The sequence below is a fragment of the Ensifer sp. PDNC004 genome (assembly GCF_016919405.1).
Classification (GTDB): Bacteria; Pseudomonadota; Alphaproteobacteria; order Rhizobiales; family Rhizobiaceae; genus Ensifer.
Genome location: NZ_CP070353.1, coordinates 570,113 through 590,592, shown reverse-complemented (window position 1 = coordinate 590,592; position 20,480 = coordinate 570,113). Strand labels below are relative to the sequence as shown.

At 62.2% G+C, this 20,480-nt stretch carries 29 protein-coding genes; 20 read left to right on the top strand and 9 right to left on the bottom strand.

The features are described from left to right. Positions 1-73: 73 nt before the first annotated feature. The 4 genes from JVX98_RS10885 to JVX98_RS10870 all read right to left on the bottom strand — a co-directional run bounded on the left by JVX98_RS10885 (position 74) and on the right by JVX98_RS10870 (position 3,980). Complete coding sequence (locus JVX98_RS10885; protein WP_192446401.1) at positions 74-823, bottom strand: phosphodiester glycosidase family protein; 750 nt, start codon at positions 821-823, stop codon at positions 74-76. Between the two features lie 89 nt (positions 824-912). Next, a complete protein-coding gene (locus JVX98_RS10880; protein ID WP_205238597.1) occupies positions 913-1,440 on the bottom strand; it encodes a hypothetical protein in 528 nt (175 codons plus the stop codon). A gap of 153 nt (positions 1,441-1,593) precedes the next feature. Further along, the gene (locus tag JVX98_RS10875; RefSeq protein WP_205238596.1) at positions 1,594-2,298 is read right to left on the bottom strand and encodes a 4Fe-4S dicluster domain-containing protein; all 705 of its coding nucleotides are present in this window, start codon (positions 2,296-2,298) and stop codon (positions 1,594-1,596) included. 107 nt (positions 2,299-2,405) lie between these two features. Further along, the gene (locus tag JVX98_RS10870; protein WP_205238595.1) at positions 2,406-3,980 is read right to left on the bottom strand and encodes a trimethylamine methyltransferase family protein; all 1,575 of its coding nucleotides are present in this window, start codon (positions 3,978-3,980) and stop codon (positions 2,406-2,408) included. A 334-nt stretch (positions 3,981-4,314) separates the two neighbouring features. Here JVX98_RS10870 and JVX98_RS10865 point away from each other — a divergent pair, with 334 nt between their 5' ends. Further along, positions 4,315-5,013, top strand: a complete 699-nt coding sequence (locus JVX98_RS10865) for a B12-binding domain-containing protein (RefSeq protein ID WP_205238594.1) — start codon at positions 4,315-4,317, stop codon at positions 5,011-5,013. A gap of 95 nt (positions 5,014-5,108) precedes the next feature. Here the strand turns inward: JVX98_RS10865 and JVX98_RS10860 are convergent, their stop codons facing one another. Further along, entirely contained in the window at positions 5,109-5,267 is a 159-nt protein-coding gene (locus JVX98_RS10860; protein ID WP_205238593.1) for an entericidin, read from the bottom strand. A 39-nt stretch (positions 5,268-5,306) separates the two neighbouring features. On the opposite strand from JVX98_RS10860, the gene JVX98_RS10855 reads away from it, so the two are divergent. The 5 genes from JVX98_RS10855 to JVX98_RS10835 all read left to right on the top strand — a co-directional run bounded on the left by JVX98_RS10855 (position 5,307) and on the right by JVX98_RS10835 (position 8,365). Continuing rightward, positions 5,307-5,927 carry a DUF1638 domain-containing protein gene (locus JVX98_RS10855; protein WP_205238592.1) on the top strand — a complete coding sequence of 207 codons (621 nt, stop codon included), beginning with the start codon at positions 5,307-5,309 and terminating at the stop codon, positions 5,925-5,927. Positions 5,928-6,026: 99 nt separating this feature from the next. Further along, on the top strand, positions 6,027-7,019 hold the full coding sequence (gene dmeF / locus JVX98_RS10850; protein ID WP_205238591.1) for a CDF family Co(II)/Ni(II) efflux transporter DmeF: 993 nt from the start codon (positions 6,027-6,029) through the stop codon (positions 7,017-7,019). A 21-nt stretch (positions 7,020-7,040) separates the two neighbouring features. Beyond that, positions 7,041-7,316: a metal/formaldehyde-sensitive transcriptional repressor gene (locus JVX98_RS10845; protein ID WP_205238590.1), complete on the top strand. Its 276-nt coding sequence runs from the start codon at positions 7,041-7,043 to the stop codon at positions 7,314-7,316. A gap of 396 nt (positions 7,317-7,712) precedes the next feature. Further along, positions 7,713-7,946 (top strand): hypothetical protein, encoded by a 234-nt coding sequence (locus JVX98_RS10840; RefSeq protein WP_205238589.1) that lies wholly within the window; start codon positions 7,713-7,715, stop codon positions 7,944-7,946. A 116-nt stretch (positions 7,947-8,062) separates the two neighbouring features. Further along, positions 8,063-8,365 carry a hypothetical protein gene (locus tag JVX98_RS10835; RefSeq protein WP_192446409.1) on the top strand — a complete coding sequence of 101 codons (303 nt, stop codon included), beginning with the start codon at positions 8,063-8,065 and terminating at the stop codon, positions 8,363-8,365. 30 nt (positions 8,366-8,395) lie between these two features. On the opposite strand, the gene JVX98_RS10830 is transcribed toward JVX98_RS10835, so the two are convergent. Genes JVX98_RS10830 through JVX98_RS10820 form a run of 3 tightly spaced genes read right to left on the bottom strand, consistent with a single transcriptional unit; the run spans position 8,396 to position 8,986 of the window. Continuing rightward, a complete protein-coding gene (locus JVX98_RS10830) occupies positions 8,396-8,611 on the bottom strand; it encodes a hypothetical protein (RefSeq protein WP_034788194.1) in 216 nt (71 codons plus the stop codon). Further along, a complete protein-coding gene (locus JVX98_RS10825) occupies positions 8,611-8,769 on the bottom strand; it encodes a hypothetical protein (RefSeq protein ID WP_192446411.1) in 159 nt (52 codons plus the stop codon). The genes JVX98_RS10830 and JVX98_RS10825 overlap by 1 nt, the downstream gene beginning before the upstream one ends. Positions 8,770-8,812: 43 nt before the next feature. Then, positions 8,813-8,986, bottom strand: a complete 174-nt coding sequence (locus JVX98_RS10820) for a hypothetical protein (protein WP_156552966.1) — start codon at positions 8,984-8,986, stop codon at positions 8,813-8,815. A gap of 414 nt (positions 8,987-9,400) precedes the next feature. Between JVX98_RS10820 and JVX98_RS10815 the strand changes: the two genes are divergently transcribed. From JVX98_RS10815 to JVX98_RS10765, 12 genes are all read left to right on the top strand, one after another. After that, complete coding sequence (locus JVX98_RS10815; RefSeq protein WP_192446412.1) at positions 9,401-9,706, top strand: hypothetical protein; 306 nt, start codon at positions 9,401-9,403, stop codon at positions 9,704-9,706. A 42-nt stretch (positions 9,707-9,748) separates the two neighbouring features. Then, complete coding sequence (locus JVX98_RS32545) at positions 9,749-9,871, top strand: hypothetical protein (RefSeq protein WP_034788190.1); 123 nt, start codon at positions 9,749-9,751, stop codon at positions 9,869-9,871. A 47-nt stretch (positions 9,872-9,918) separates the two neighbouring features. Beyond that, positions 9,919-10,182 (top strand): DUF1488 domain-containing protein, encoded by a 264-nt coding sequence (locus JVX98_RS10810; RefSeq protein WP_205238588.1) that lies wholly within the window; start codon positions 9,919-9,921, stop codon positions 10,180-10,182. 275 nt (positions 10,183-10,457) lie between these two features. Further along, positions 10,458-11,231: a pyrroline-5-carboxylate reductase gene (locus JVX98_RS10805; protein ID WP_205238587.1), complete on the top strand. Its 774-nt coding sequence runs from the start codon at positions 10,458-10,460 to the stop codon at positions 11,229-11,231. A 433-nt stretch (positions 11,232-11,664) separates the two neighbouring features. Further along, positions 11,665-11,844, top strand: a complete 180-nt coding sequence (locus JVX98_RS10800) for a hypothetical protein (protein ID WP_060601062.1) — start codon at positions 11,665-11,667, stop codon at positions 11,842-11,844. A 45-nt stretch (positions 11,845-11,889) separates the two neighbouring features. Further along, a complete protein-coding gene (locus JVX98_RS10795) occupies positions 11,890-12,693 on the top strand; it encodes a formyl transferase (RefSeq protein WP_205238586.1) in 804 nt (267 codons plus the stop codon). 339 nt (positions 12,694-13,032) lie between these two features. Continuing rightward, the gene (locus tag JVX98_RS10790) at positions 13,033-13,335 is read left to right on the top strand and encodes a virulence factor (RefSeq protein ID WP_060520592.1); all 303 of its coding nucleotides are present in this window, start codon (positions 13,033-13,035) and stop codon (positions 13,333-13,335) included. After that, entirely contained in the window at positions 13,328-13,930 is a 603-nt protein-coding gene (locus JVX98_RS10785) for a methylenetetrahydrofolate reductase C-terminal domain-containing protein (protein ID WP_246764998.1), read from the top strand. Before JVX98_RS10790 ends, JVX98_RS10785 begins: the two co-directional genes overlap by 8 nt. Continuing rightward, a complete protein-coding gene (locus JVX98_RS10780) occupies positions 13,927-15,018 on the top strand; it encodes a methylenetetrahydrofolate reductase (protein WP_192446416.1) in 1,092 nt (363 codons plus the stop codon). The genes JVX98_RS10785 and JVX98_RS10780 overlap by 4 nt, the downstream gene beginning before the upstream one ends. A gap of 95 nt (positions 15,019-15,113) precedes the next feature. Further along, positions 15,114-16,079 carry a methyltetrahydrofolate cobalamin methyltransferase gene (locus JVX98_RS10775; RefSeq protein ID WP_192446417.1) on the top strand — a complete coding sequence of 322 codons (966 nt, stop codon included), beginning with the start codon at positions 15,114-15,116 and terminating at the stop codon, positions 16,077-16,079. A gap of 159 nt (positions 16,080-16,238) precedes the next feature. After that, complete coding sequence (locus tag JVX98_RS10770) at positions 16,239-16,577, top strand: hypothetical protein (RefSeq protein WP_043619775.1); 339 nt, start codon at positions 16,239-16,241, stop codon at positions 16,575-16,577. Between the two features lie 189 nt (positions 16,578-16,766). Continuing rightward, positions 16,767-18,839, top strand: coding sequence for an ASKHA domain-containing protein (locus JVX98_RS10765; RefSeq protein WP_205239427.1), 2,073 nt, complete (start codon positions 16,767-16,769; stop codon positions 18,837-18,839). A 32-nt stretch (positions 18,840-18,871) separates the two neighbouring features. Here the strand turns inward: JVX98_RS10765 and JVX98_RS10760 are convergent, their stop codons facing one another. Next, entirely contained in the window at positions 18,872-19,270 is a 399-nt protein-coding gene (locus JVX98_RS10760; protein WP_205238585.1) for a hypothetical protein, read from the bottom strand. A 204-nt stretch (positions 19,271-19,474) separates the two neighbouring features. Here JVX98_RS10760 and JVX98_RS10755 point away from each other — a divergent pair, with 204 nt between their 5' ends. Together JVX98_RS10755 and acpP are read left to right on the top strand one after the other, a co-directional pair. Further along, positions 19,475-19,792 carry a hypothetical protein gene (locus JVX98_RS10755; RefSeq protein ID WP_034788160.1) on the top strand — a complete coding sequence of 106 codons (318 nt, stop codon included), beginning with the start codon at positions 19,475-19,477 and terminating at the stop codon, positions 19,790-19,792. Positions 19,793-20,104: 312 nt separating this feature from the next. Beyond that, complete coding sequence (gene acpP, locus JVX98_RS10750) at positions 20,105-20,359, top strand: acyl carrier protein (protein ID WP_205238584.1); 255 nt, start codon at positions 20,105-20,107, stop codon at positions 20,357-20,359. The last annotated feature ends 121 nt before the right edge of the window (positions 20,360-20,480 follow it).

The following is a 20,480-nucleotide window of genomic DNA, read 5'->3' as shown; positions in this document are numbered from 1 at the left end:
CTTAGACGTTGCAGGCTGATCATTCCTTGGGTGCGAGGCACATTTTTTTCGACCAATGTCGAAATTTTCCCGATCAGCGTGGAAATTTTCCAACGACGGCGATCATCGGCCCCATCGGGAACAGCCGGTCGTGGCGGTTGATATCAGGCGCGTAGACGCTGGAGATCGTGCCGTCGAGGAACAGTGCATTGGGGCAATCGAGCGTATCGCGAAACAGCGTCGCAAAATCATGGAAGCGCACCGGCCGTTTGGAGACAACAAAGACGACCTCGCCATCAGCCGTCACGCCGACGCCGTTGCGGGTTTTCAGGCTGGTGCTATCCGGCAGGAAGCGCGGATGCAGTTTGCCGTCGATCACCAGCATCGGCCCGGACTGGGTGGCAAAGCGCGGTGTTAGCCTGGCGTCACGATAGGCGTCCGCCGCCATCACCCCCGCCTTGCCGTCATCGACAAAAAACACCCCGTTCGGCAGCAGGTGGAAATTGCCCCAGCCGGAATTGGTGTTGAGCGGCGCCTGCTCTTGGCCCTCCTCGATATGGAGGCCGACCGGCGACAGGTCGTCATGATACATGCCGCCGTTCATGGCGAAGCCCATATACTCATCGCGGTGACGCAGCTCGAGCGACAGCGCCCGGAACGAACGGAACGGCACGCCCGCCTGGTCCTTGTTGTAGAGGCGGATATCGCTCGTTGCCGGGTCGAAACTGCAGGCGACATAATCCTGGCCGAGATGGCTGACATCACGGCAGGCGCCGAGCGCCGGCCCGGCAAGACCGGCCGACAGAACGGCACCGACGAGAAAGGGTTTTGGGAACAGAGGCATGTGAAAAGGTCCAATCGAATCAGACCCCAAGCATGACGCAGATTGCGGCGGTTCTGGCGCGGGCACAGGCGAAATCATACGTTTGGCGACTAGCCGCCGACGATCGCCGCCATGGTGGTGACGAGACCGGCGATGCCGGCGAGGCTTGCAAGGCCGAAGATCGCGCAAAGGCAGGCAAAGCCGCCGACACCTGCAAGCAGATAGGATTTGGGATCGCGGTTCAGCACATCCTGCGACAGCGACAAGAGCAGCCGCTTCTCTCTGAGCGTCGTTGCCACCTTCACCGCATGGCGCCTCGCTTCTTTCTGGACCTCGCCGTAATTGTTGCCGATCGCCCAGAACGTGAGGAACAGGCCGAGCGCGCTGACGGTAAGCGCAAATTTCCTCAGGATGTCGATGGCATCGGGCAGAAGATCGCCGGCGAGAACCGAGCGGTCCACCAGTGCATCGAAGCCGGCGATACAGGCCGCGATGACGGCCGCATGGCCGGCGCCGATCGCCAGAAGGCGCTTGAAAGCGTCCTCCAGAACCTGGCTGTTGGCCGCGTGAATACTGTCAAGCCGAGATATCTGCGCCTGCACGTCCTCGCGCGACAGGTGCGGAGGATAGTTGCTCACGGATACGACTGGGCTACCTCTCATACGATGGACTCCAACGCCACGCCGTCCAGATCGTTATAAATTCGATAATATTACCTTTCCACGACACCTCCAATTTTAGTCATTTTGGAGATTTGCACCATCTTTGCGCGCCAGAGTGGAGACCGGCGCTCACACTTCAAGCGCAGACATATGGAAGCGCAACTGCTCGGGCGGGTAGCGATACCGGCTGCCGGCGGGACAGGCGTCACGCGACAGACAGCCCTGTGCAAGACAACCCGCCCTGCCCGCGCCCGTGCGCAGATGGCCGCGACAGAGCGCGACGTCGAAGCGCTCGCCGGCGAGCGCTGCGGCCGGACAGGCGGAAATGCAGGTCTTTTCCGAGCACCGGTCGCAGGGGTGGTCGGTCCCGCGCTCGCCCGTGTCGCCAAGCGGTATGTCGAAGCCGAGCGCTGCGCGATAGCCGTGCCAAAGCCCGAAGCGCGGATGGATGAGGATGCCCAATGGCGACGGCTTCAGGCCCTCGGCCCGCATCGCCCATTGCTGGAAGGGTTGCCAGGGCGGGTCGGATGGGAAGTAGGCGGTCGCCCCGCAGGCTGCAGCGATCGGCTGGATCACCGCCTTCGACCAGTTGTCGAGCGGGTCGGTGCCCCCGCGATCAGCCACGCTGCAGCGCCAAGCATCGAAGGGCTGCCACAGCGAGCCGCCGATATTGCCAACCAGCACCACGCTTGCCGCCGGACGGCCATCGGCCAGTAGCGGTGCAGCCTCACCGGAGGCGAAGTTCACGGTTCCGCGCAAAAAAAGACCGTGCGGCGCGAGCGCCGCACGGATCGTTTCGATTGTCTTGTCCGCATTTGCGGAAGGCGCCGTCATTTCGGTTTCGGCCCCTGATGTTCATAATGCGGGCGCCAGACCTCTTTCTGGATCATATCGGCCACCTGCGCCGCGCCGCCTTGCTCCCTGGCTCGCTCGGGACCCTTTCAGGTGAAAGCGTCCGGCATCGAGTTCTTGCGCTGATCGATGAAGGCCTTAAGCTTTTCGTCGATCTCGGGATCGAGGTAAGGCGCCTCGTAGTGTTCCAGCCAGCTGCGGCAGAGCGCATTGGCGCGCTGCTCGATGCGCTTTTCGCCTTCCACTTCCCACTGTTCGAAGGAGTTGTTGTCGGCCAGCGGCGAACGGTAGAAGGCCGTCTGGAAGTTGGCCTGGGTGTGGGCACAGCCGAGATAGTGGCTGCCCGGACCGACTTCGCGGATCGCGTCGAGCGCCTGGGCGTTCTCCGAGAGATCGATGCCTTCGGCCATCTTCTGCATCATGCCGAGCTGGTCCTGGTCGATCATGAACTTCTCGTAGGACGAGATCAGACCGCCTTCGAGCCAGCCTGCCGCATGCAGCACGAAATTGGTGCCGGCAAGCAGCGTCATGTTGAGCGTGTTGGCCGATTCGTGCGCTGCCTGCGCGTCCGGAACCTTGGAGCCGCAGAGCGAGCCGCCGGTACGGAAGGGAAGCTTCAGGCGACGGGCAAGCTGGGCCGCGCCATAGGAGACCAGCGACGGCTCCGGCGTGCCGAAGGTCGGCGCACCCGACTGCATCGAGATCGAGGCGGCAAAGGTGCCGAAGAGCACCGGCGCGCCCTTGCGGATGAGCTGGGTGAAGGAGGCACCGGCGAGAACTTCGGCAAGGATCTGCGTCAAGGTGCCGGCGACCGTTACCGGGCTCATGGCGCCCGACAGGATGAAGGGCGAAAGCACGCAGGCCTGGTTGTGGCGGGCATAGACCTTGAGCGCGCCGACCATGGTCTCGTCGAAGACCATCGGCGAGTTGGCGTTGATGAGGTTGAGCGTGACGCAGTTGTTTTCGACGAAGTCGTCGCCGAAGACGATCTTCGCCATGGCGATCGTGTCTTCCGCCCGTTCCGGCGCCGTCACCGAGCCCATGAAGGGTTTGTCGGAATACTTGATATGGCTGTAGACCATATCGAGGTGACGCTTGTTCACCGGAATATCCACGGGCTCGCAGACCGTGCCGCCGGACGAATGCATCGACGGCGCCATATAGGCGAGCTTCACGAAATTGCGGAAATCCTCGATCGTCGCATAGCGCCGGACGCCTTCAAGGTCACGCACGAAGGGCGGGCCGTAGACCGGCGCAAAGATCGTCGCCTTGCCGCCGACCTGGGCGCTGCGCTCCGGGTTGCGGGCATGCCAGGTGAACTCGGAAGGTGCCGTCTTCAGGAGTTCGCGGCAGAGACCCTTGGGGAAATGCACGCGCTGGCCGCGCACGTCGGCGCCGGCCTGCTTCCAGAGTTCGAGCGCCTCGGCGTCGTCACGGAATTCGATGCCGATTTCCTCGAGGATGGTGTCGGCATTGCGCTCGATCAGCTGCAGGCCTTCCTCGTCGAGGACCTCGTATTCGCGAATCTTGCGCTGGATATAGGGCAGAGACGGCCCCGGGCCGCCGCCGGTGCGCGATGCGCGCCTTGCCGCTGCTCCCCGTCCCTCGCCGCGTGCGCGGCGACCGCCGCCTTCAACCGCGCCCTGATCTGTCACGTCGCTCATTCGCTTTTCCTCTCCCGCGCATCACTTTTTGCGCCTTCAAGCATCAATTTGCCCTAATGCTACCAAGCATCGGGGGCCTTGCGGGTCTCAATGCGCCAAGGCGTGGCGCAACTCGAACACTGCCGAGCGGCGACAAGCGGGCGCAAAAACCGCGTGGCGCGAATATATTGTTTTTGTTAAGAATATACAGGCGGCAAAAGAAGCCGCCCTCCCGTCGCTTTTTGTCATATGCGACGTCGCTTTCGAAAACAGATTTTTAGACATCGACCGCTATGGATTGATGGACGCGTCCGAAAATTTCGCGCGACCGTGCCAGGAACCGAGGAACCCCAATATGGCAGACGATGAAATCATTCTCGAGGACCTTTCCGACGAAGAACTCGTGCAGCAGATGCACGACGACCTCTATGACGGCCTGAAGGAGGAAATCGAGGACGGGACCAACATCCTGCTCAAGCGCGGCTGGACGCCCTATGATGTCCTGACCCAGGCGCTGGTCGAAGGCATGCGCATCGTCGGCATCGACTTCCGCGACGGCATCCTGTTCGTGCCGGAAGTGCTGCTCTCGGCCAACGCCATGAAGGCCGGCATGACCATCCTGCGCCCGCTTCTGGCCGAAACCGGCGCGCCGAAGCTCGGCAAGATGGTGATCGGCACCGTCAAGGGCGACATTCACGACATCGGCAAGAACCTCGTCGGCATGATGATGGAAGGTGCGGGCTTCGACGTGGTCGACCTCGGCATCAACAACCCGGTCGAAAACTATCTCGAAGCGATCGAGCGCGAGCAGCCGGATATCCTCGGCATGTCGGCGCTTCTGACGACCACCATGCCCTACATGAAGGTCGTCATCGACACGCTGAAGGAAAAGGGCCTGCGCGACGACTACGTCGTTCTCGTCGGCGGCGCGCCGCTGAACGAGGAGTTCGGCAAGGCCGTCGGCGCCGACGCCTATTGCCGCGATGCGGCGATCGCCGTCGAAACCGCCAAGGACTTCATGAAGCGCAAGCACAACCGCCTGGCGGCCGGCTAAAACTTCGAGCGATCCGAAATCACGAAGCCGGCCACAGGGTGACATCCGCGGCCGGCTTTCTTATGTCTGGCGAAGCGTCAGACAAGTGTGCCGGCTCAGTTGACGGAGTTCGCCACCTTCTTGCCTGCCGACTGTGTCGCGTTGACGGTGTTTGCAGTATCCTGCCCGATGCCGCGGATGGTGTTGCCGCAGGCGCTGAGGGTCGAGAGCGCGACGAGAACGGCGCCGATGGTTGCAAGGGTCTTTACTGTCATGGTCAGGTTCCTTCCCGCTGAAAGCCAAGTGGACTCAAGATGGAAAAAATATCGCCGGCAATAGAACGTGCACAACCGAAAAAAGTTCACGTCATCGGTTGCGGCGCCATCGCGCGGGAAATCCTGGCGGTCTGCGAGGCCAACGGCCTTGATCATATCGACCTCAACTGTCTGCCCGCCATCTGGCACAACACGCCGGACAAGATCACGCCCGGCGTGCGCGACGCCATCGCCAAGGCCCGCGCCGAAGGCTTCGAGCGCATCTTCGTCGCCTATGCCGACTGCGGCACCGGGGGCCATCTCGATCGTCTCCTTGAGGAGGAAAAGGTCGAGCGCATCCCTGGGCCCCACTGTTATTCCTTCTTCGCCGGCAACGAGGATTTCTCCCGCCGCTGGGACGACGACATCACCGCCTTCTTCCTTACCGACTTCCTCGCCCGCCAGTTCGAAGCCTTCGTCATCGAACCGCTGGGCCTCGATCGCCACCCGGAGCTCCGGGACATGTATTTCGGCCACTACCGCAAGCTGGTCTATCTCTCGCAGCAGGAAGACACAGGCTTGCAGGAGAAGGCCAAGAAGGCGGCCGAGCGCCTGGGCCTCGAATACGAATACCGCTTCACCGGTTATGGCGATCTGACGACATCGCTTCTGAAAGCTTGAATTAGCGACATCATCAATTTGAAATCGCAGGCCCGAAACAGAGACTTTACGTTGATCTCCACATAGGGTACCCCCCTATATCATATTGGAGACATCGACATGGGCAATCACGAGCACGACCATCATCACCACCACGCTCACCAAGGGCATGCGCATGACGAGGCGCGCGTGCTCGCGGCCAGCCACGATCATGTCTTCCTTGGCGGCAATCATGAGCGCAACGAGCGGCGGACCTGGATCGTCATCGCGGTCACCGCAACGATGATGGTGGTCGAGATCGCCGCCGGACAGGTCTTCGGGTCGATGGCGCTCGTCGCCGACGGCTGGCACATGTCGACCCATGCCGCCGCGATGCTGATCGCGGCGCTTGCCTATCTCTATGCGCGCAAGCATTCGAACAATCGCCGCTTCACCTTCGGCACCGGGAAACTCGGCGACCTCGCCGGTTTTTCCAGCGCCATCGTGCTGGCGCTCATCGCGCTTCTGATCGGCTGGGAAAGCCTGCGCCGCCTCGGTTCTCCAGTCACGATCGATTTCCGCGAGGCGATCCTCGTTGCCGTCGCCGGCCTCATCGTCAATCTCGTCTGCGCCTGGCTCCTGAAGGACGATCATGGCCATCACGATCACCATGGGCATCATCATGGGCATCTGGGGCATCAAGGCAGCCAGGATCGCAACCTGCGCGCCGCCTATCTGCACGTTCTCGCCGACGCGCTGACCTCGGTTCTCGCGATTGTCGCCCTTGGCCTCGGCGCGATCTACGGCTGGCTGTGGCTCGATCCCGCCATGGGCATCGTCGGCGCGCTTGTCATTGCGCGCTGGTCCTTCGGCCTCATCCGCGACACCGGGGCGACCTTGCTCGACTATATCCCCGAAGGCGAGGATCTGCCGGAAGAGATCGGCGAGATCGTTGCCGGGGAAGATGCCGAAATCGTCGACCTGCACATCTGGCAGCTCGGGCCCGGCCACCACGGCGCGATCGTCTCGATCGTCGCCGACAATCCGCGGGCGCCGTCCTATTATCGCGAGAAGCTTGCCGCCATCCACGATTTGTCGCATGTGACCGTCGAGGTCGAACCAAGGGCCGCATAGCACCCGAAACCGGAGTATCCGATGACCCATACGATCCGCGAGAAGCAGAAACTCATCAACAGGGTCCGGCGCTTGCGCGGCCAGATGGAGGCGGTCGAGCGGATGCTGGAGGAGGAGAAGGGCTGCGCCGAGGTCATGCAGGTGATCGCCGGCATACGCGGCGCGGTCAACGGGCTGATGGCGGAAGTGGTCGAAGACCATATCCAAATGCATGTCGCCGCAGCCGAGCTGTCGCAGAAGGACCGGGAGGAAGCGGCGGCCGAACTGGTGGATGTGGTGCGCGCCTACCTGAAATAGCGTCGCTGCCGCGCACTTTGCCAAGGTCACCGTTGCCGCCGAGAACCATGCTGTGCTCGGCGATGGCGACCGGTCATGCTTTCTGCCAGTTCACAGATTGACCGCGAATTCCTGCCGGCCGCATGCTTCCGGCCGCGACAGCACGTCGTCCGCCTGATCGCCGGTGATCACGTTCCGTCAGAGGCCGACGATCCGGCTTCCGCCCGGGCCCCCTCATTGCCAGGCCCCTTGCCAGGCCCCTTGCCAGGTCCCCTCCTTCGCCGTCTGAACTCTTAATTTGAAACCATGTTCGCGCAAGCCCGTTTAGCTGGCGTAACTCATCCCTGACGCTTCCTCGGCCGCCTGACACTTGGCCGTCTTTGCGCCAAGCACGGAGCCAGAACGCGGGAGCGTCCCATGACCAAGAATTTCACGAACGACAATAAGAGAGTGCTTCACGCCTGGGATGCGGTCTACGATCTCGAAGAGTTCATTCTGGCCTATCAATTGGCACCGCTGGCGGCGCGTGACATCTTCGCAAAAGTCGGCCCGCGCAGGCTCGATCTGGCGAACGCGATGGATGCGCACAGGACAGCGACGGGCGACGAAGCGAAACGCGCGCTCGGCCAAAACATAGCTCCCGGTGCTTGAGTGAAGTTCGTTGCGCTGGCGCGACAACGCGTGCAGGGTGCTTCATCGACGGCGATTGAAGCGGGCGCCGTCGCCTACGGGCCTTCTTGCCTGGGCCCCAACCAAAGGAGGACGCAATGTCTTCCAGCAATCCAGAACATTGTCTTCACTCCGACGACCTCAGCCTTCTGGTCGAGGTACTCGCCGCTGCCGGCTACTACGGAACGACCGCGACGGCAGACTCGGGCGGACGACTTGCTGCCACGCGCTTCCTGATTGCGGCACTCGAAAGCGGCGTCGACAGCCACGCCACTCCGGAGGCGGCGCTGGCCGAGCCGGGCACTGCCGCGGAGTTTCCGAGGTCCCCTTCCCGTCCGGCGCCTTATGAGCAATTCAGACAGGCTGCTGTTGATCGAAAGACCGGCAGCGTGCCCCGCTGAGCCACCATCGTGGGTTTCCAGCCCACCCATCTAACCCCTATCTTCCGGCGGCCGGGGCGGAAGCTGGATCGTGCCCCTGCGTATGCGGTCTTTGAGATTGAGAATATCGAGAAGATCATCCGCTTCGTCGCGCGGCAAGTTGGACATCAGATAACCGTCAACAACAACCGGTTGCCCGGTGAAGACATCGACAACCGCCCAAACATTGTTGGCTTCGACCTTGAGACCGTACCTTAGTGTTGTCATCAGCCCAGTCCGTAAGCGGGGTTAACCATCTGCCCTTGCTCAGCCACATGCGGCATGGCGGGGCGATCGCTCGCATTGCCCTGAGGTGGCCTGAAGGCCCAGACAAGAAAAACAGACAGGGCGACCAGAAACAGTGAGAAGACCAAACGGGAGGACATCGCGCCTCTCCTTCATCGAATGAGGCCATCGCGGCTGGGGATGTCACGCGGCTGGGGAAAGAAAGCGCGCAATAACCTTCTGCAAGGTCTCGGCAGCCGCTCGGTTCAGCGCGACCTCGATCTGGCCGTCGTCGCATTCCAGGCAAAGAGTGCCGATCAGCGGCGCCTTGTGCAGGGTGATTATTTCGCTCTGGTAGAGTTTGTTCGGCTCGGACATGACAGTCTCCAGTTCCAAGCGACGAGCTTAACACATCCTCGATCGGCACGTGGCTTTTATCACGCGAGCAGCGAGAAACTCGGGAGGAACACCGGCGTCGCGCCAAAAACACTTTAAATCTGCGTCGGCAGACACACGCGCCTCAATTGAAACTCAATCGACGCGCAATAGTATATCCAAGTAAATTTGGCCGATGTGGCTTTCGCGGTATCAGAATTTCTAACCGCACCTATTCTCCTAAATTTTCGAACGACACGCAAGCTTCGGATCCAGTGCTTGATCCATGCTTCGCCTCGAAGCACATCGCGCATTGTAACGTCTGTTCGTTCCCCGAACCTTGGTTGATCGGTCGATAACCGGCTCATCGCAGCCGACCGACCGTGCCTGCCCACACCTAAAAGGACTGAGACCACTATGAACGCTTTATCTTTTACGAAACGCATCATCCGCGGCCCCCGCGACCAGTCGCCGGCTCACCGCTTCCAGGTCGGCCAGCTTGTTCGCTCGAAGGGAGCGCTGACCAGAGAGTCGATCATCGGGGACACCTACCGCATAACCGCCACGCTCCCCATCCGCGACAATGCGCTCCAGTACCGCATACGCAGCAGCGACGAATGCCATGAGCGCGTGACCGATGAAGGCAATCTCGAACTGATCCGTCCCGCCGATGAGCGAATGGCCCTGGCCGAACGGGCCTTCAAGGCCAGGCACGCCCTTTAGATCCAAACCATCGTCCTAACAGATCAGCTGCAGGAGGCGATCATGAAGTACCACATACCGGCTCAGATCTATCTATTCGACTACCGCGGCCTGCTTGCCTGGATCGCCCTTTCGCTGGCGGTCGCCGTCGTCGTGACCACGATCCTTTTCGGGCGGATCTTGTGACGGCCCGTCTCTGGCCGGCCTGGCTTACCGCCAAAAGGGATACGACCATGCCGCTCACCTTTCCGAACCCATGCCGAAGCTTCGATGAAGCGCGCAAGGCCGTACGTTTCCTTGGCCACGATGGCATGTTCGAAGTGCCCTTCTATGTTGAGGCGGCCGCCCTCTCCCGTGGCGCGCCCGCCCGGACGACCGAAGCAGCCTGCTTGCTGGCCTTCGATGCCGCGCGCAACGCAATCCACGAGGCCGCGACGGCAGCCTATGCCAAGGGGCGCCGGACGATCTATGTCCTCACCGCCGATGACTTTCGCTAGGTCCCGGGCCAAAACGCAGCAGCCTTTCGACCAACACCCCTTGGCCTAGCAGGGGTCTCCGCCTTATGCGGCAACGCCCCGCAGCGGCCGAAAGGGCGTGGCAATCTCAACCGCACTGTTGAAATGCGTCCTGCTCTCCTGTGGGCGACGCTGTCGCGGGCGCTTGTCGCCGCCGCCTTTGCTATTATTATTCCGCGAATTCCAAACACGTGCCCGTGCATGCCACACCCGGCAGTTTCACGGACCTTCTGAAATCACCAGGCGACAGAACTTTCATGAAACTCGGCTTCATCGGCACCGGCGCACTCTCCTCGGCGATCGTCACCGGCCTCAAGACGCTTCCCGGCGAGATCACCACCGTCGTCCTTTCGCCGCGCAACGAAGAGATCGCTGCGGGCCTTGCTGCCCGCTTTCCTGACGTGACTGTCGCTGCCGACAATCAGGCGGTGCTCGACGCCTCAGACACGGTCATGCTCGGCGTCCGGCCGCAGATCGCCCGTGATGTCCTGCCCGCCTTGCGCTTCCGCCCGGATCACCACGTCGTCAGCCTGATTGCGACCTTCTCCTGCGCCGAGATCGCCGCCATGGTTGGCCAAGTGAAGCGCGTGACCAAGGCCTTGCCGATGCCGATGATTGCGATCCGTCAGGGGCCGACGATCATCTTCCCGCCGGATCCGGATATGGCGGCGTTTTTCGGCCGGCTCGGCACGGCGATCGAAGTAACAAGCGAGAGCGAATTCGATGCGCTAAGTGTGGCCACCGCCACCTATGCGAGCTACTTCAAATACCTGGAAACGATCCATAGCTGGCTGAAGGACAACGGCGTTGACGACGCGAAGGGCCGCGACTATGTGGCCAGCCTGTTTGGCGCACTCGGCCAGGCTCCGGCAACGACGCCGGACGCAAGCTTCGCCCATCTGGCCGAGGACTACGCCACCCGCGGCGGCATCAACGAACAGGTGCTGCGGGAATTGACGGAGCACGGCACCTTCGAGCGGTTCCGGGAAAGCCTCGGGGCTATACACCGGCGGATCACCGCGGCTTCGTGACGATCCGAAGCGCCTGAAAATGCCCCTCATCCGGCCTGCCGGCCACCTTCTACCCGCAAGCGGGGCGAAGAGGATCGCGCACCCGCTCGCTTCGCTCTCGATCCCACCATCCGTGGCGCTCCACTACGTCAGCAATCGGCAGCCTGCATGTCCCCGACCACGGTGCCTTGGTTCGCCAACAGGACGAGCAAGGCACGTCCCCTCCCTCCGTCTGCGGGCAGAGGGTTAGTCCTCGGGTTAAATCCGAGAAGAGGAGCAACCTCGTCCGCAAGCACCCGTGCAGCATGATCCTCCGATGACCCGCACTGCAGGCGCCGGCATCTGCCTTCGCAAATTGCAACGAAAAATAAGCTCTTCCTAATCCCCATATCTGCGCTACCCTGCGTTACATCTCAGTGCGCGACGGCTGCGTCTTGGGACGGGAGGCACACCAGTGAAATTCCTCGAATACCTGCCCTACGCCATCGGCTGCGCCGCCGGGCTGCTGCTTTCGCTGGTCGTCGGCGCAGTCTGCAGCCTTTCGGATGACGTAAAGATGGTCGAATCCGTGGCGCTCGTCGTGCTCGGCGGCGGTGTCGCCGAATGGTACTGGAACCAGTTAAGCCGGCGGTAACGGGCAAGCCTTCATAACTCGGCCCTGTTCATCCGCGGGGCCGCCATGACCGAAATCGCCAGCCAGAACCACGCCGCAGGCAAGCGCCCGGGCCGCGTCGTCGTGGTGACGGCGGGCGGCGAAAACCCTTGGATCATGATCAACGCGCTCGCAAGCCGCTTTGCTGAGGTGGCCGTCGTGGAGGAGCAACCGGAATCGAAGGGCCTGTTCCTGCGCCGCCGCGCCCGCAAGCTCGGCTGGCTGACGGCGCTGGGGCAGCTTGCGACCATGATCGCCTCGCGCTTCGGCAAGCGCTTCACCCGAAAACGCGCCGAAGAGATCCTCGCGACCTACAAGGTCTCGGGAAAACCCGCCCCCTCAATCCCGGTCAAATACGTCGCCTCGGTCAATGACGCCGACGCCATAACGCAGATCCGCGCGCTCGAACCCGACGTCGTCTTCCTCATCAGTTGCCGCATGCTGAAGGCAGCGACGCTGGCGGCCATGGCCTGTCCGGTCCTCAATTTCCACGCCGGCATCAATCCGGCCTATCGCGGCCTGATGGGCGGCTACTGGGCGCGGGTGAGCAATGACCTCGAAAACTTCGGGGCGACCGTGCATCTGGTCGATGCAGGCGTCGATACCGGCGGCGTGCTCTACCAGTCACGGCAGAATCCTGCCCCTGACGATACGATGCACACCTATCCGCTGCTGCAGACAGCCGCCTCAACGGAAATCGCGATTGCCGCGGTCGCAGATGCGCTCGACGGAAATCTGCGGACCATCAATGTCGCAGGTCCGTCACGGCAATGGTATCACCCGCCGATCTGGACCTGGGTATGGAACGGCCTGACGCGTCGGATCTGGTAGGCGAAATCCCTTCGCTTGCATCGGCCAGCTTCAGCCTAAAAGCCTGATACTGCATGCGATCCACGACCGCGGCTCCTGCCCACAATAATCGGCTCAACTGCGACTTGCGCGTCACCGCCAAGACGTCTGATATGGCATCTGCGCGAGCGTCGTTTTTGGACATATCCGACGTCGTGGCGAGATGAGCCCGGACGCCGGGACATGCGCATTGTCGCACTACAGCGCCGCGCGTCTTCTGAGACGCACAAAGGTCGCTTTAGCGCTTAGGAGTGCTGCATGTTTTCGGCCTTTGATCGGCACCGATCAAAGGAAACATGCAGGGGAGGAGAACAACACCCGATGGCAGATCGCATTATCGTCTACTGGCGCGACATTCCGGCCCAGGTCATCATCAAGAAGGGCCGCACGACGGCGAAGCGTGAACTATCGCTGCGCTTCACCGAGGCGATCGACATGTGCGCGATGCGCACCGGTGCGGCCGAAACCGACGACTACCTCGCCGAATGGCGCAAGGCCGATCCGGTGCCGGTCTCCGACGATCTGGAAACGGAAGCCGACCAGGCTGCCGCCGAGCTCGAAGCCGCCTATGACCGCGAACGTCTGGTGGCGCTCGTCAAGGCCGGAGGCCGCGACAATGGCTGACGCCAAACCGGCAGGCGAACAGAAAATCCTGAAGGGCAACGCCGCACCGGGCGCCAAGGCCGCGACCGGCGCCTTCACACCGTCAGGCGTGTCGCCGAGCCGCCGCTCGCGCCACAAATACACGGTCCGGCTCTGGGCAGTGCGCAACTCGCGCTTCCTCGAATGGTTCTACCACCGCTTCGCCGACCTGTTCCTGCTGCTTCATCCGCTCTGGAACGCGCTTGGCTACGGCCGGGTCGAGCGTCCCGTGACCTTCGTCGAGCGCCACGTCAAAGGCTTCCTCTTCGACTGTCGCATGTGCGGCCAGTGCGCGTTGTCTTCAACGGGCATGTCCTGCCCGATGAACTGTCCGAAGCAGCTGCGCAACGGCCCCTGCGGCGGCGTGCGCGCCAACGGCAATTGCGAGGTCGAGCCGGACATGCCCTGCGTCTGGGTCCAGGCCTGGAAGGGCTCGCAGAACATGGAGAAGGGCAACGCCATCATGAACGTGCAGAAGCCGGTCAACCAGTCGCTGCGCGAAACCTCGTCCTGGCTACGCGTGACCGCGGAAGCAGCAGCGCGCCGCGATGCGGCATCCAAGGAAGGCCAGGCATGAGCCCCGACTACAACCCGCACGATCCCGGCGCGCCGCTCGATCCGCTGCCCGGTCATTCCTCCCGCGGCCGGCTTGAACGGGTCTTGCGCCGCGGCGAGTTCGCCGTCACCGCCGAGCTCAACCCGCCCGACAGCGCCAACCCGCAGGACGTCTACGAGCGCGCGGCGATCTTCGACGGCTGGGTCGACGGCATCAACGCGGTCGACGCGTCAGGCGCCAACTGCCACATGTCCTCGGTCGGCATCTGCGCGCTGCTCACACGCATGGGCTATGCGCCGATCATGCAGATCGCCTGCCGCGACAAGAACCGCATCGCCATCCAGGGCGACGTGCTCGGCGCCTCTGCCATGGGCGTCCAGAACATCATGTGCCTGACGGGTGACGGCGTGCAGGCCGGCGACCAGCCGGGCGCCAAGCCCGTCTTCGACCTCGACTGCATGTCGCTGCTCGAAACCGTGCGCATCATGCGCGACAACTCGAAGTTCCTCTCGGGCCGAAAGCTGACGACCCCGCCGCAGGTGTTTCTGGGCGCCGCCATCAACCCCTTCGCGCCGCCCTACGATTTCCGCCCCTATCGTCTCGCCAAGAAGATCGAGGCGGGCGCCCAGTTCGTGCAGAGCCAGTACTGCTTCGACGTGCCGATGTTCCGCGAATACATGAAGAAGGTGCGCGACCTCGGCCTGCATGAGAAATGCTACATTCTCGTCGGCGTCGGACCGATGGCGTCGGCCAAGACCGCCCGCTGGATCCGCTCCAACGTGCCGGGCATCCATATTCCCGATAGCGTCATTACCCGCCTGGAGGGCGCGCAGGACCAGAAGAAGGAAGGCAAGCAGCTCTGCATCGACATCATCAACGAGGTGAAGGAGATCGAGGGCGTCTCCGGCATCCACGTGATGGCCTACCGCCAGGAAGAATATGTCGCAGAAATCGTGCATGAATCGGGCGTGCTGAAGGGCCGCCAGCCCTGGAAGCGCGAGAGGCTGCCGGCCGATCAGCTCGTTGCCGAGCGTCTGGAGCAGATCCGCGAAGGCAAGGAAGAAAACCAGCAGCAGATGGCCGAGGCGGCAGCCCACCATCCGCACTGAAGAGACAGCAGACAAAACCGGCGCCGGTCTCCGACGCCTATCATCGATCTCCAGGGCGTGATTACATAGCCCACCGCCAGGACAAAGGACCCTTAATGACCCGCACAATCGTCGCCTCCGCCACCCGCGAGATCATCATTGGCTTTGACCAGCCCTTCTGCGTCATCGGCGAACGCATCAACCCGACCGGCCGCAAGAAGCTCGCCGCCGAGATGATCGAGGGCAACTTCGACACCGTCATCAAGGACGCACTGGAGCAGGTTGCAGCGGGCGCGACCATGCTCGACGTCAACGCCGGGGTCACCGCCGTCAACCCGAACGAGACCGAGCCGCCGCTGCTCGTCAAGACGCTCGAAATCGTCCAGGGCCTCGTCGACGTGCCGCTGTCGATCGACAGTTCCGTCACCGCTGCGATCGAGGCGGCGCTGCGCGTCGCCAAGGGCCGCCCGCTCGTCAACTCCGTCACCGGCGAGGAAGAGAAGCTCGAAGCGATCCTGCCGCTCTGCAAAAAGTACGACGTGCCGGTCGTTGCCATCTCCAACGACGAAACCGGCATTTCCGAGGATCCGGACGTGCGCTTTGCCGTTGCCAAGAAGATCGTCGAGCGCGCCGCCGACTTCGGCATCAAGCCACATGACATCGTCGTCGACCCGCTGGTCATGCCGATCGGCGCCATGGGCACCGCCGGCCAGCAGGTCTTCGCGCTTCTGCGGCGGCTGCGCGAAGAGCTGAAGGTCAACACCACCTGCGGCCTCTCCAACATTTCCTTCGGCCTGCCGCACCGCCACGGTATCAATGCCGGCTTCATCCCGATGGTCATCGGCGCCGGCATGACATCGGCGATCATGAATCCCTGCCGCCCGCAGGAAATGGAAGCAGTGCGTGCGGCGAACGTCTTGAACGGTACCGACCCGAACTGCACCCACTGGATCAAGACCTATCGCGACCACAAGCCGGCCGAGGGTGGCCATGTGGTTGCTGCCGCACCGGCGGCCGCCAGCGGCGGCGGCCGTCGTGGTGGCCGTGCGGCCCGCACCGGCGGTGCGGCTGCAAGCGAATAGGTTCTTTTTTCAGCATCGAGCTGAACCAAGGAAGGGAGAACGACGTTGAAAGGTAGCCATGCCTCATTGCCGTCCTTCTCCCTTTAGCCGTTCAGAAGCCAGCCTTCAGCACCGACAGATTTCGAGATTTCATCCGGCAACGCAAACCTGGAGATCATCATGACACGCAGCCTTCGCCTTGATGCTGCCAGCCTCTGGTTTGAAGCCCCTTTCGTGATCGCCGTCCGACTGCAGGAAATGCAGATGGCGGCGCTGACGGGCAAGTCGCAGGATGTGACCGAGCTTCAGCGTATGATCTCCGAGAAGATCGCGGCGACCGCCGAAAGCGTCGTTGCCGTCAATGTCGCGCTCTGGAAAGCCGCCTTCGACAACACGATACGGATGATGACCGGCGCCACGGCATCGGGCCATGGAACGGCGATTGCTTCGGCGGCGCTGAGGCCCTATGGCAAGCGGGTGCGCAGCAACGCTCGGCGTCTGCAGCGCAAGAAGCCGTAAGCAATTTCCCCGTCATCGCAACAGCCTCCCGAAATGATGCTTTGAGATCGCTCCATGTCGGGATTGGACAACTATCCGACCGGGTTCCGGTGCAGTCTGAAACCGTTTACCCGTGCTTCGCTCGCGAGCTGAAACACCAAAGCGGTGCTTCACCCCGGAGAGAGTGGACCTGATGAAAGACCATTGAGCATGCGCATCGAAGGCACTTCCGAGATCGAGACCAACATGAGCGAAGCCGCGCAAAAGGAACCTCTGGTGCTGTTCATGCCCTCGGGCAAGCGCGGCCGCTTCCCGGTGGGCACACCGGTTCTCGACGCGGCGCGCAAGCTCGGCGTCTATGTCGAAAGCGTGTGCGGTGGGCGCGCCACCTGCGGGCGCTGTCAGATCGAGGTGCAGGAAGGCAATTTCGCCAAGCACAAGATCGTTTCCTCGCTGGAGCACATCTCGGAAAAGGGCGCCAAGGAAGAGCGCTATGAGAAGATCCGCGGGCTTCCCGATGGCCGCCGCCTCTCCTGTTCCGCCCATATCCTTGGCGATCTCGTCATCGACGTGCCGCAGGATACCGTCATCAACGCCCAAGTCGTGCGCAAGGCCGCGACCGACCGGGTGATCGAGCGCAATGCCGCCGTTCAGCTCTGCTATGTCGAGGTGGACGAGCCCGACATGCACAAGCCGCTCGGCGATCTCGACCGCCTGAAGGTGATGCTGGAGAAGGACTGGGGCTGGAAGGATCTCTTGATCGCGCCGCACCTGATCCCGCAGGTGCAGGGCATCCTGCGCAAGGGCAACTGGGCGGTTACCGCCGCCATCCACCGCGACATGGATAGTTCGCGCCCCTTCATCGTCGGCCTCTGGCCCGGCCTCAAGAACGAGGCCTATGGCGTTGCCTGCGACATCGGCTCGACGACGATCGCCATGCATCTGGTGTCGCTGCTATCGGGACGCATCGTCGCCTCCTCGGGCACGTCCAACCCGCAGATCCGCTTCGGCGAAGACCTGATGAGCCGCGTCTCCTATGTGATGATGAACCCGGATGGGCGGGAGGCGATGACCAAGGCCGTGCGCGAGGCCGTCAACGGCCTGATCGGCAAGGTCTGCACCGAGGGCGAAGTCGACCGCCACGACATTCTCGATATGGTCTTCGTCGCCAACCCGATCATGCACCACCTGTTCCTCGGCATCGACCCGACGGAACTCGGCCAGGCGCCGTTCGCGCTCGCCGTGTCCGGCGCGCTGCAATACTGGGCGCATGAGATCGATATCGACGTCAACCGCGGCGCCCGGCTCTACATGCTGCCCTGCATCGCCGGCCATGTCGGCGCCGATGCTGCGGGTGCGACGCTTGCCGAAGGTCCTTACCGCCAGGACAAGATGATGCTGCTCGTCGATGTCGGCACCAATGCCGAAATCGTGCTCGGCAACAAGGATCGCGTCGTCGCCGCCTCTTCACCGACGGGACCGGCCTTCGAGGGTGCGGAAATCTCCTCGGGCCAGCGCGCCGCCCCCGGCGCGATCGAGCGCGTGCGCATCGACCCGGCAACGCTCGAGCCGCGCTTCCGCGTGATCGGCGTCGAAAAGTGGTCGGACGAGGAAGGCTTTGCCGAGGCTGCAGCCTCTGTCGGCGTCACCGGCATCTGCGGCTCGGCGATCATCGAGATCGTCGCCGAAATGTATCTCTCCGGCATCATCTCCGAGGATGGAGTGGTCGATGGCGGAATGGCGGCAAAAAGCCCGCGCATCATCCCGAATGGCCGAACCTTCTCCTACCTGCTGCACGACGGCGAGCCGCGCATCACCGTGACGCAGAACGACATCCGCGCCATCCAGCTCGCCAAGGCAGCGCTCTATGCCGGCATCAAGCTCTTGATGGAAAAACAAGGCGTCGATCATGTCGACACCATCCGCTTCGCCGGCGCGTTCGGCTCGTTCATCGATCCCAAGTATGCGATGGTGCTGGGCCTCATCCCGGACTGCGATCTCGACGACGTCAAGGCCGTCGGCAACGCCGCCGGTACCGGCGCGCTGATGGCGCTCTTGAACCGCGGCCACCGCCGCGAGATCGAGCAAACTGTCAGCAAAATCGAGAAGATAGAGACGGCGCTTGAATCGAAATTTCAAGAGCATTTCGTGAACGCCATGGCGATGCCGAACAAGGTCGACAACTTCCCCAAGCTCTCGACGGTGGTGACTTTGCCGGAGCGCAAGGTGAGCGCTGATGATGGCGAAGGCGGCGGCAGGCGGCGGCGGAGAAGCCGGGAGTAGAGCGGCACGACCAAGCCGATATCCTCAAGCCCTCACCTCAAAGCGCTCGCAAGCGTCCGATGCAGCGGCCCGCCTCGCTCGTCTTGAAGCTCGAGCGAGACCGTTTCGAACAGGACTTCGATCGTCACGTCGGTAAAAGATATAAGCCAGAAACGCGGACTGAGGACCTTCCATTTAGCTGCTTCGTCACTGTCCGCAACCTCGTTGAATTCCCACGGTCGGATTGGGTACCTACAATCGCGCAGGCCCTCGACCGTCATCGGTGAAATGCGGAAATCGATAACCTCGCCGAACTTGAGAACGACGTTGCCGCCGCCAGCGCTGGGAGCAGCTTCATAACAGACAAATGCGCTGAGCCCATCGTAGAGCACAGCAGGATTTGCGACGGTTCCCAATGCGGGAAAGGCCTCAGGCGGGATCGATATCTGCATGATTTGATTGTGTGGGCACTATTTCAGTTGACGATCCGATCGTCTCGGTCCGCTGTCACTTTGTCAACTCGCCCGCCGCCTCGCACCGTTTAGACGCCACCCTACCCTCACCAGACGTGGACACTCGATATTTGAGCTTGCCTTAATTCCGGCGGCGGGCGACGGTCTGATGAAACCTATTCCTTGAACTGGCATCCAAAACCTATGAACGACAAGATTCTCGACACTCTCACCGGCATGTACTTCACCGTCGACGATCCCGATGGCACCTATGGCACCGGCCAGATCATCCGGCTTGCTGCCGAAGGCATCTACTTCATCCGCTACGACGGCAACGAGGTGGAACTGCCGATGGAACTCGTCTCGATCGGCGAGATGCTGCAGACCACCGAAGAAGACTACAAGCTCTGGCGGTTCTTCGACACGACGGAGGAACGCGACAAGTGGATTGAATGGCTGGACGCGCCGTCGAAGCCGCGGGTGGTCTCGCTGGTGCGGCCGACGCCTGCTCCGACGAAATAGGCCATCGTCGCAAGGTGACCGGAGCGGCTTTGCCGCTGTATTTGGCTTGGCGCTGCGGTGGTAGCGCCTTCCTCACCGCCCGATCGAGGCAGACTTTTCCTTAGGCCGCTCCATGAACCGGCCATAGTCGATGGTGGTGCGTGCCTTCGCGTTTGCAAATGCCGAGGTTCGGCACCCGCAAACACCCCGGGGCTGTCCCTGACCGAAATGATCTAACCCATTTGGATCATGACGAAATCAGCCAATGATCCTATAGGCCTAGACAGCCGTTCGCCGCCCTCTGTGTTATGCTTTATGGGAGGGAGAAGATCCATGGCACCCACACGATCCGATGTTTCCGAACGCGTAAAGGCGATCCTTGTCGAGCTGCTCGGCGTCAAGGCGTCCGAAGTCACAGACGATGCCGAGATCGAAGACGATCTGGGCGCCGACTCGCTCGAAGTGTCTCAATTGGCGATGTTGGTGGAGGAAGAGTTCGAGATCTATCTGACCGACGACTCGGCCGAAAAGCTCATCACCGTCGGCGACCTGGTCGACTTCGTGCTGGCGTCGAAAACGCTGAAGTGATCATCCGGCAATAAAAAAGGCCGGGGCGAAACCGCACCGACCTTCCTCATCATCGCTCTTACACCAGTGCCAGTACATCCGTGGTCAAAAGTCTAAAGCGACGCGACAGTTGCGAGCGGCG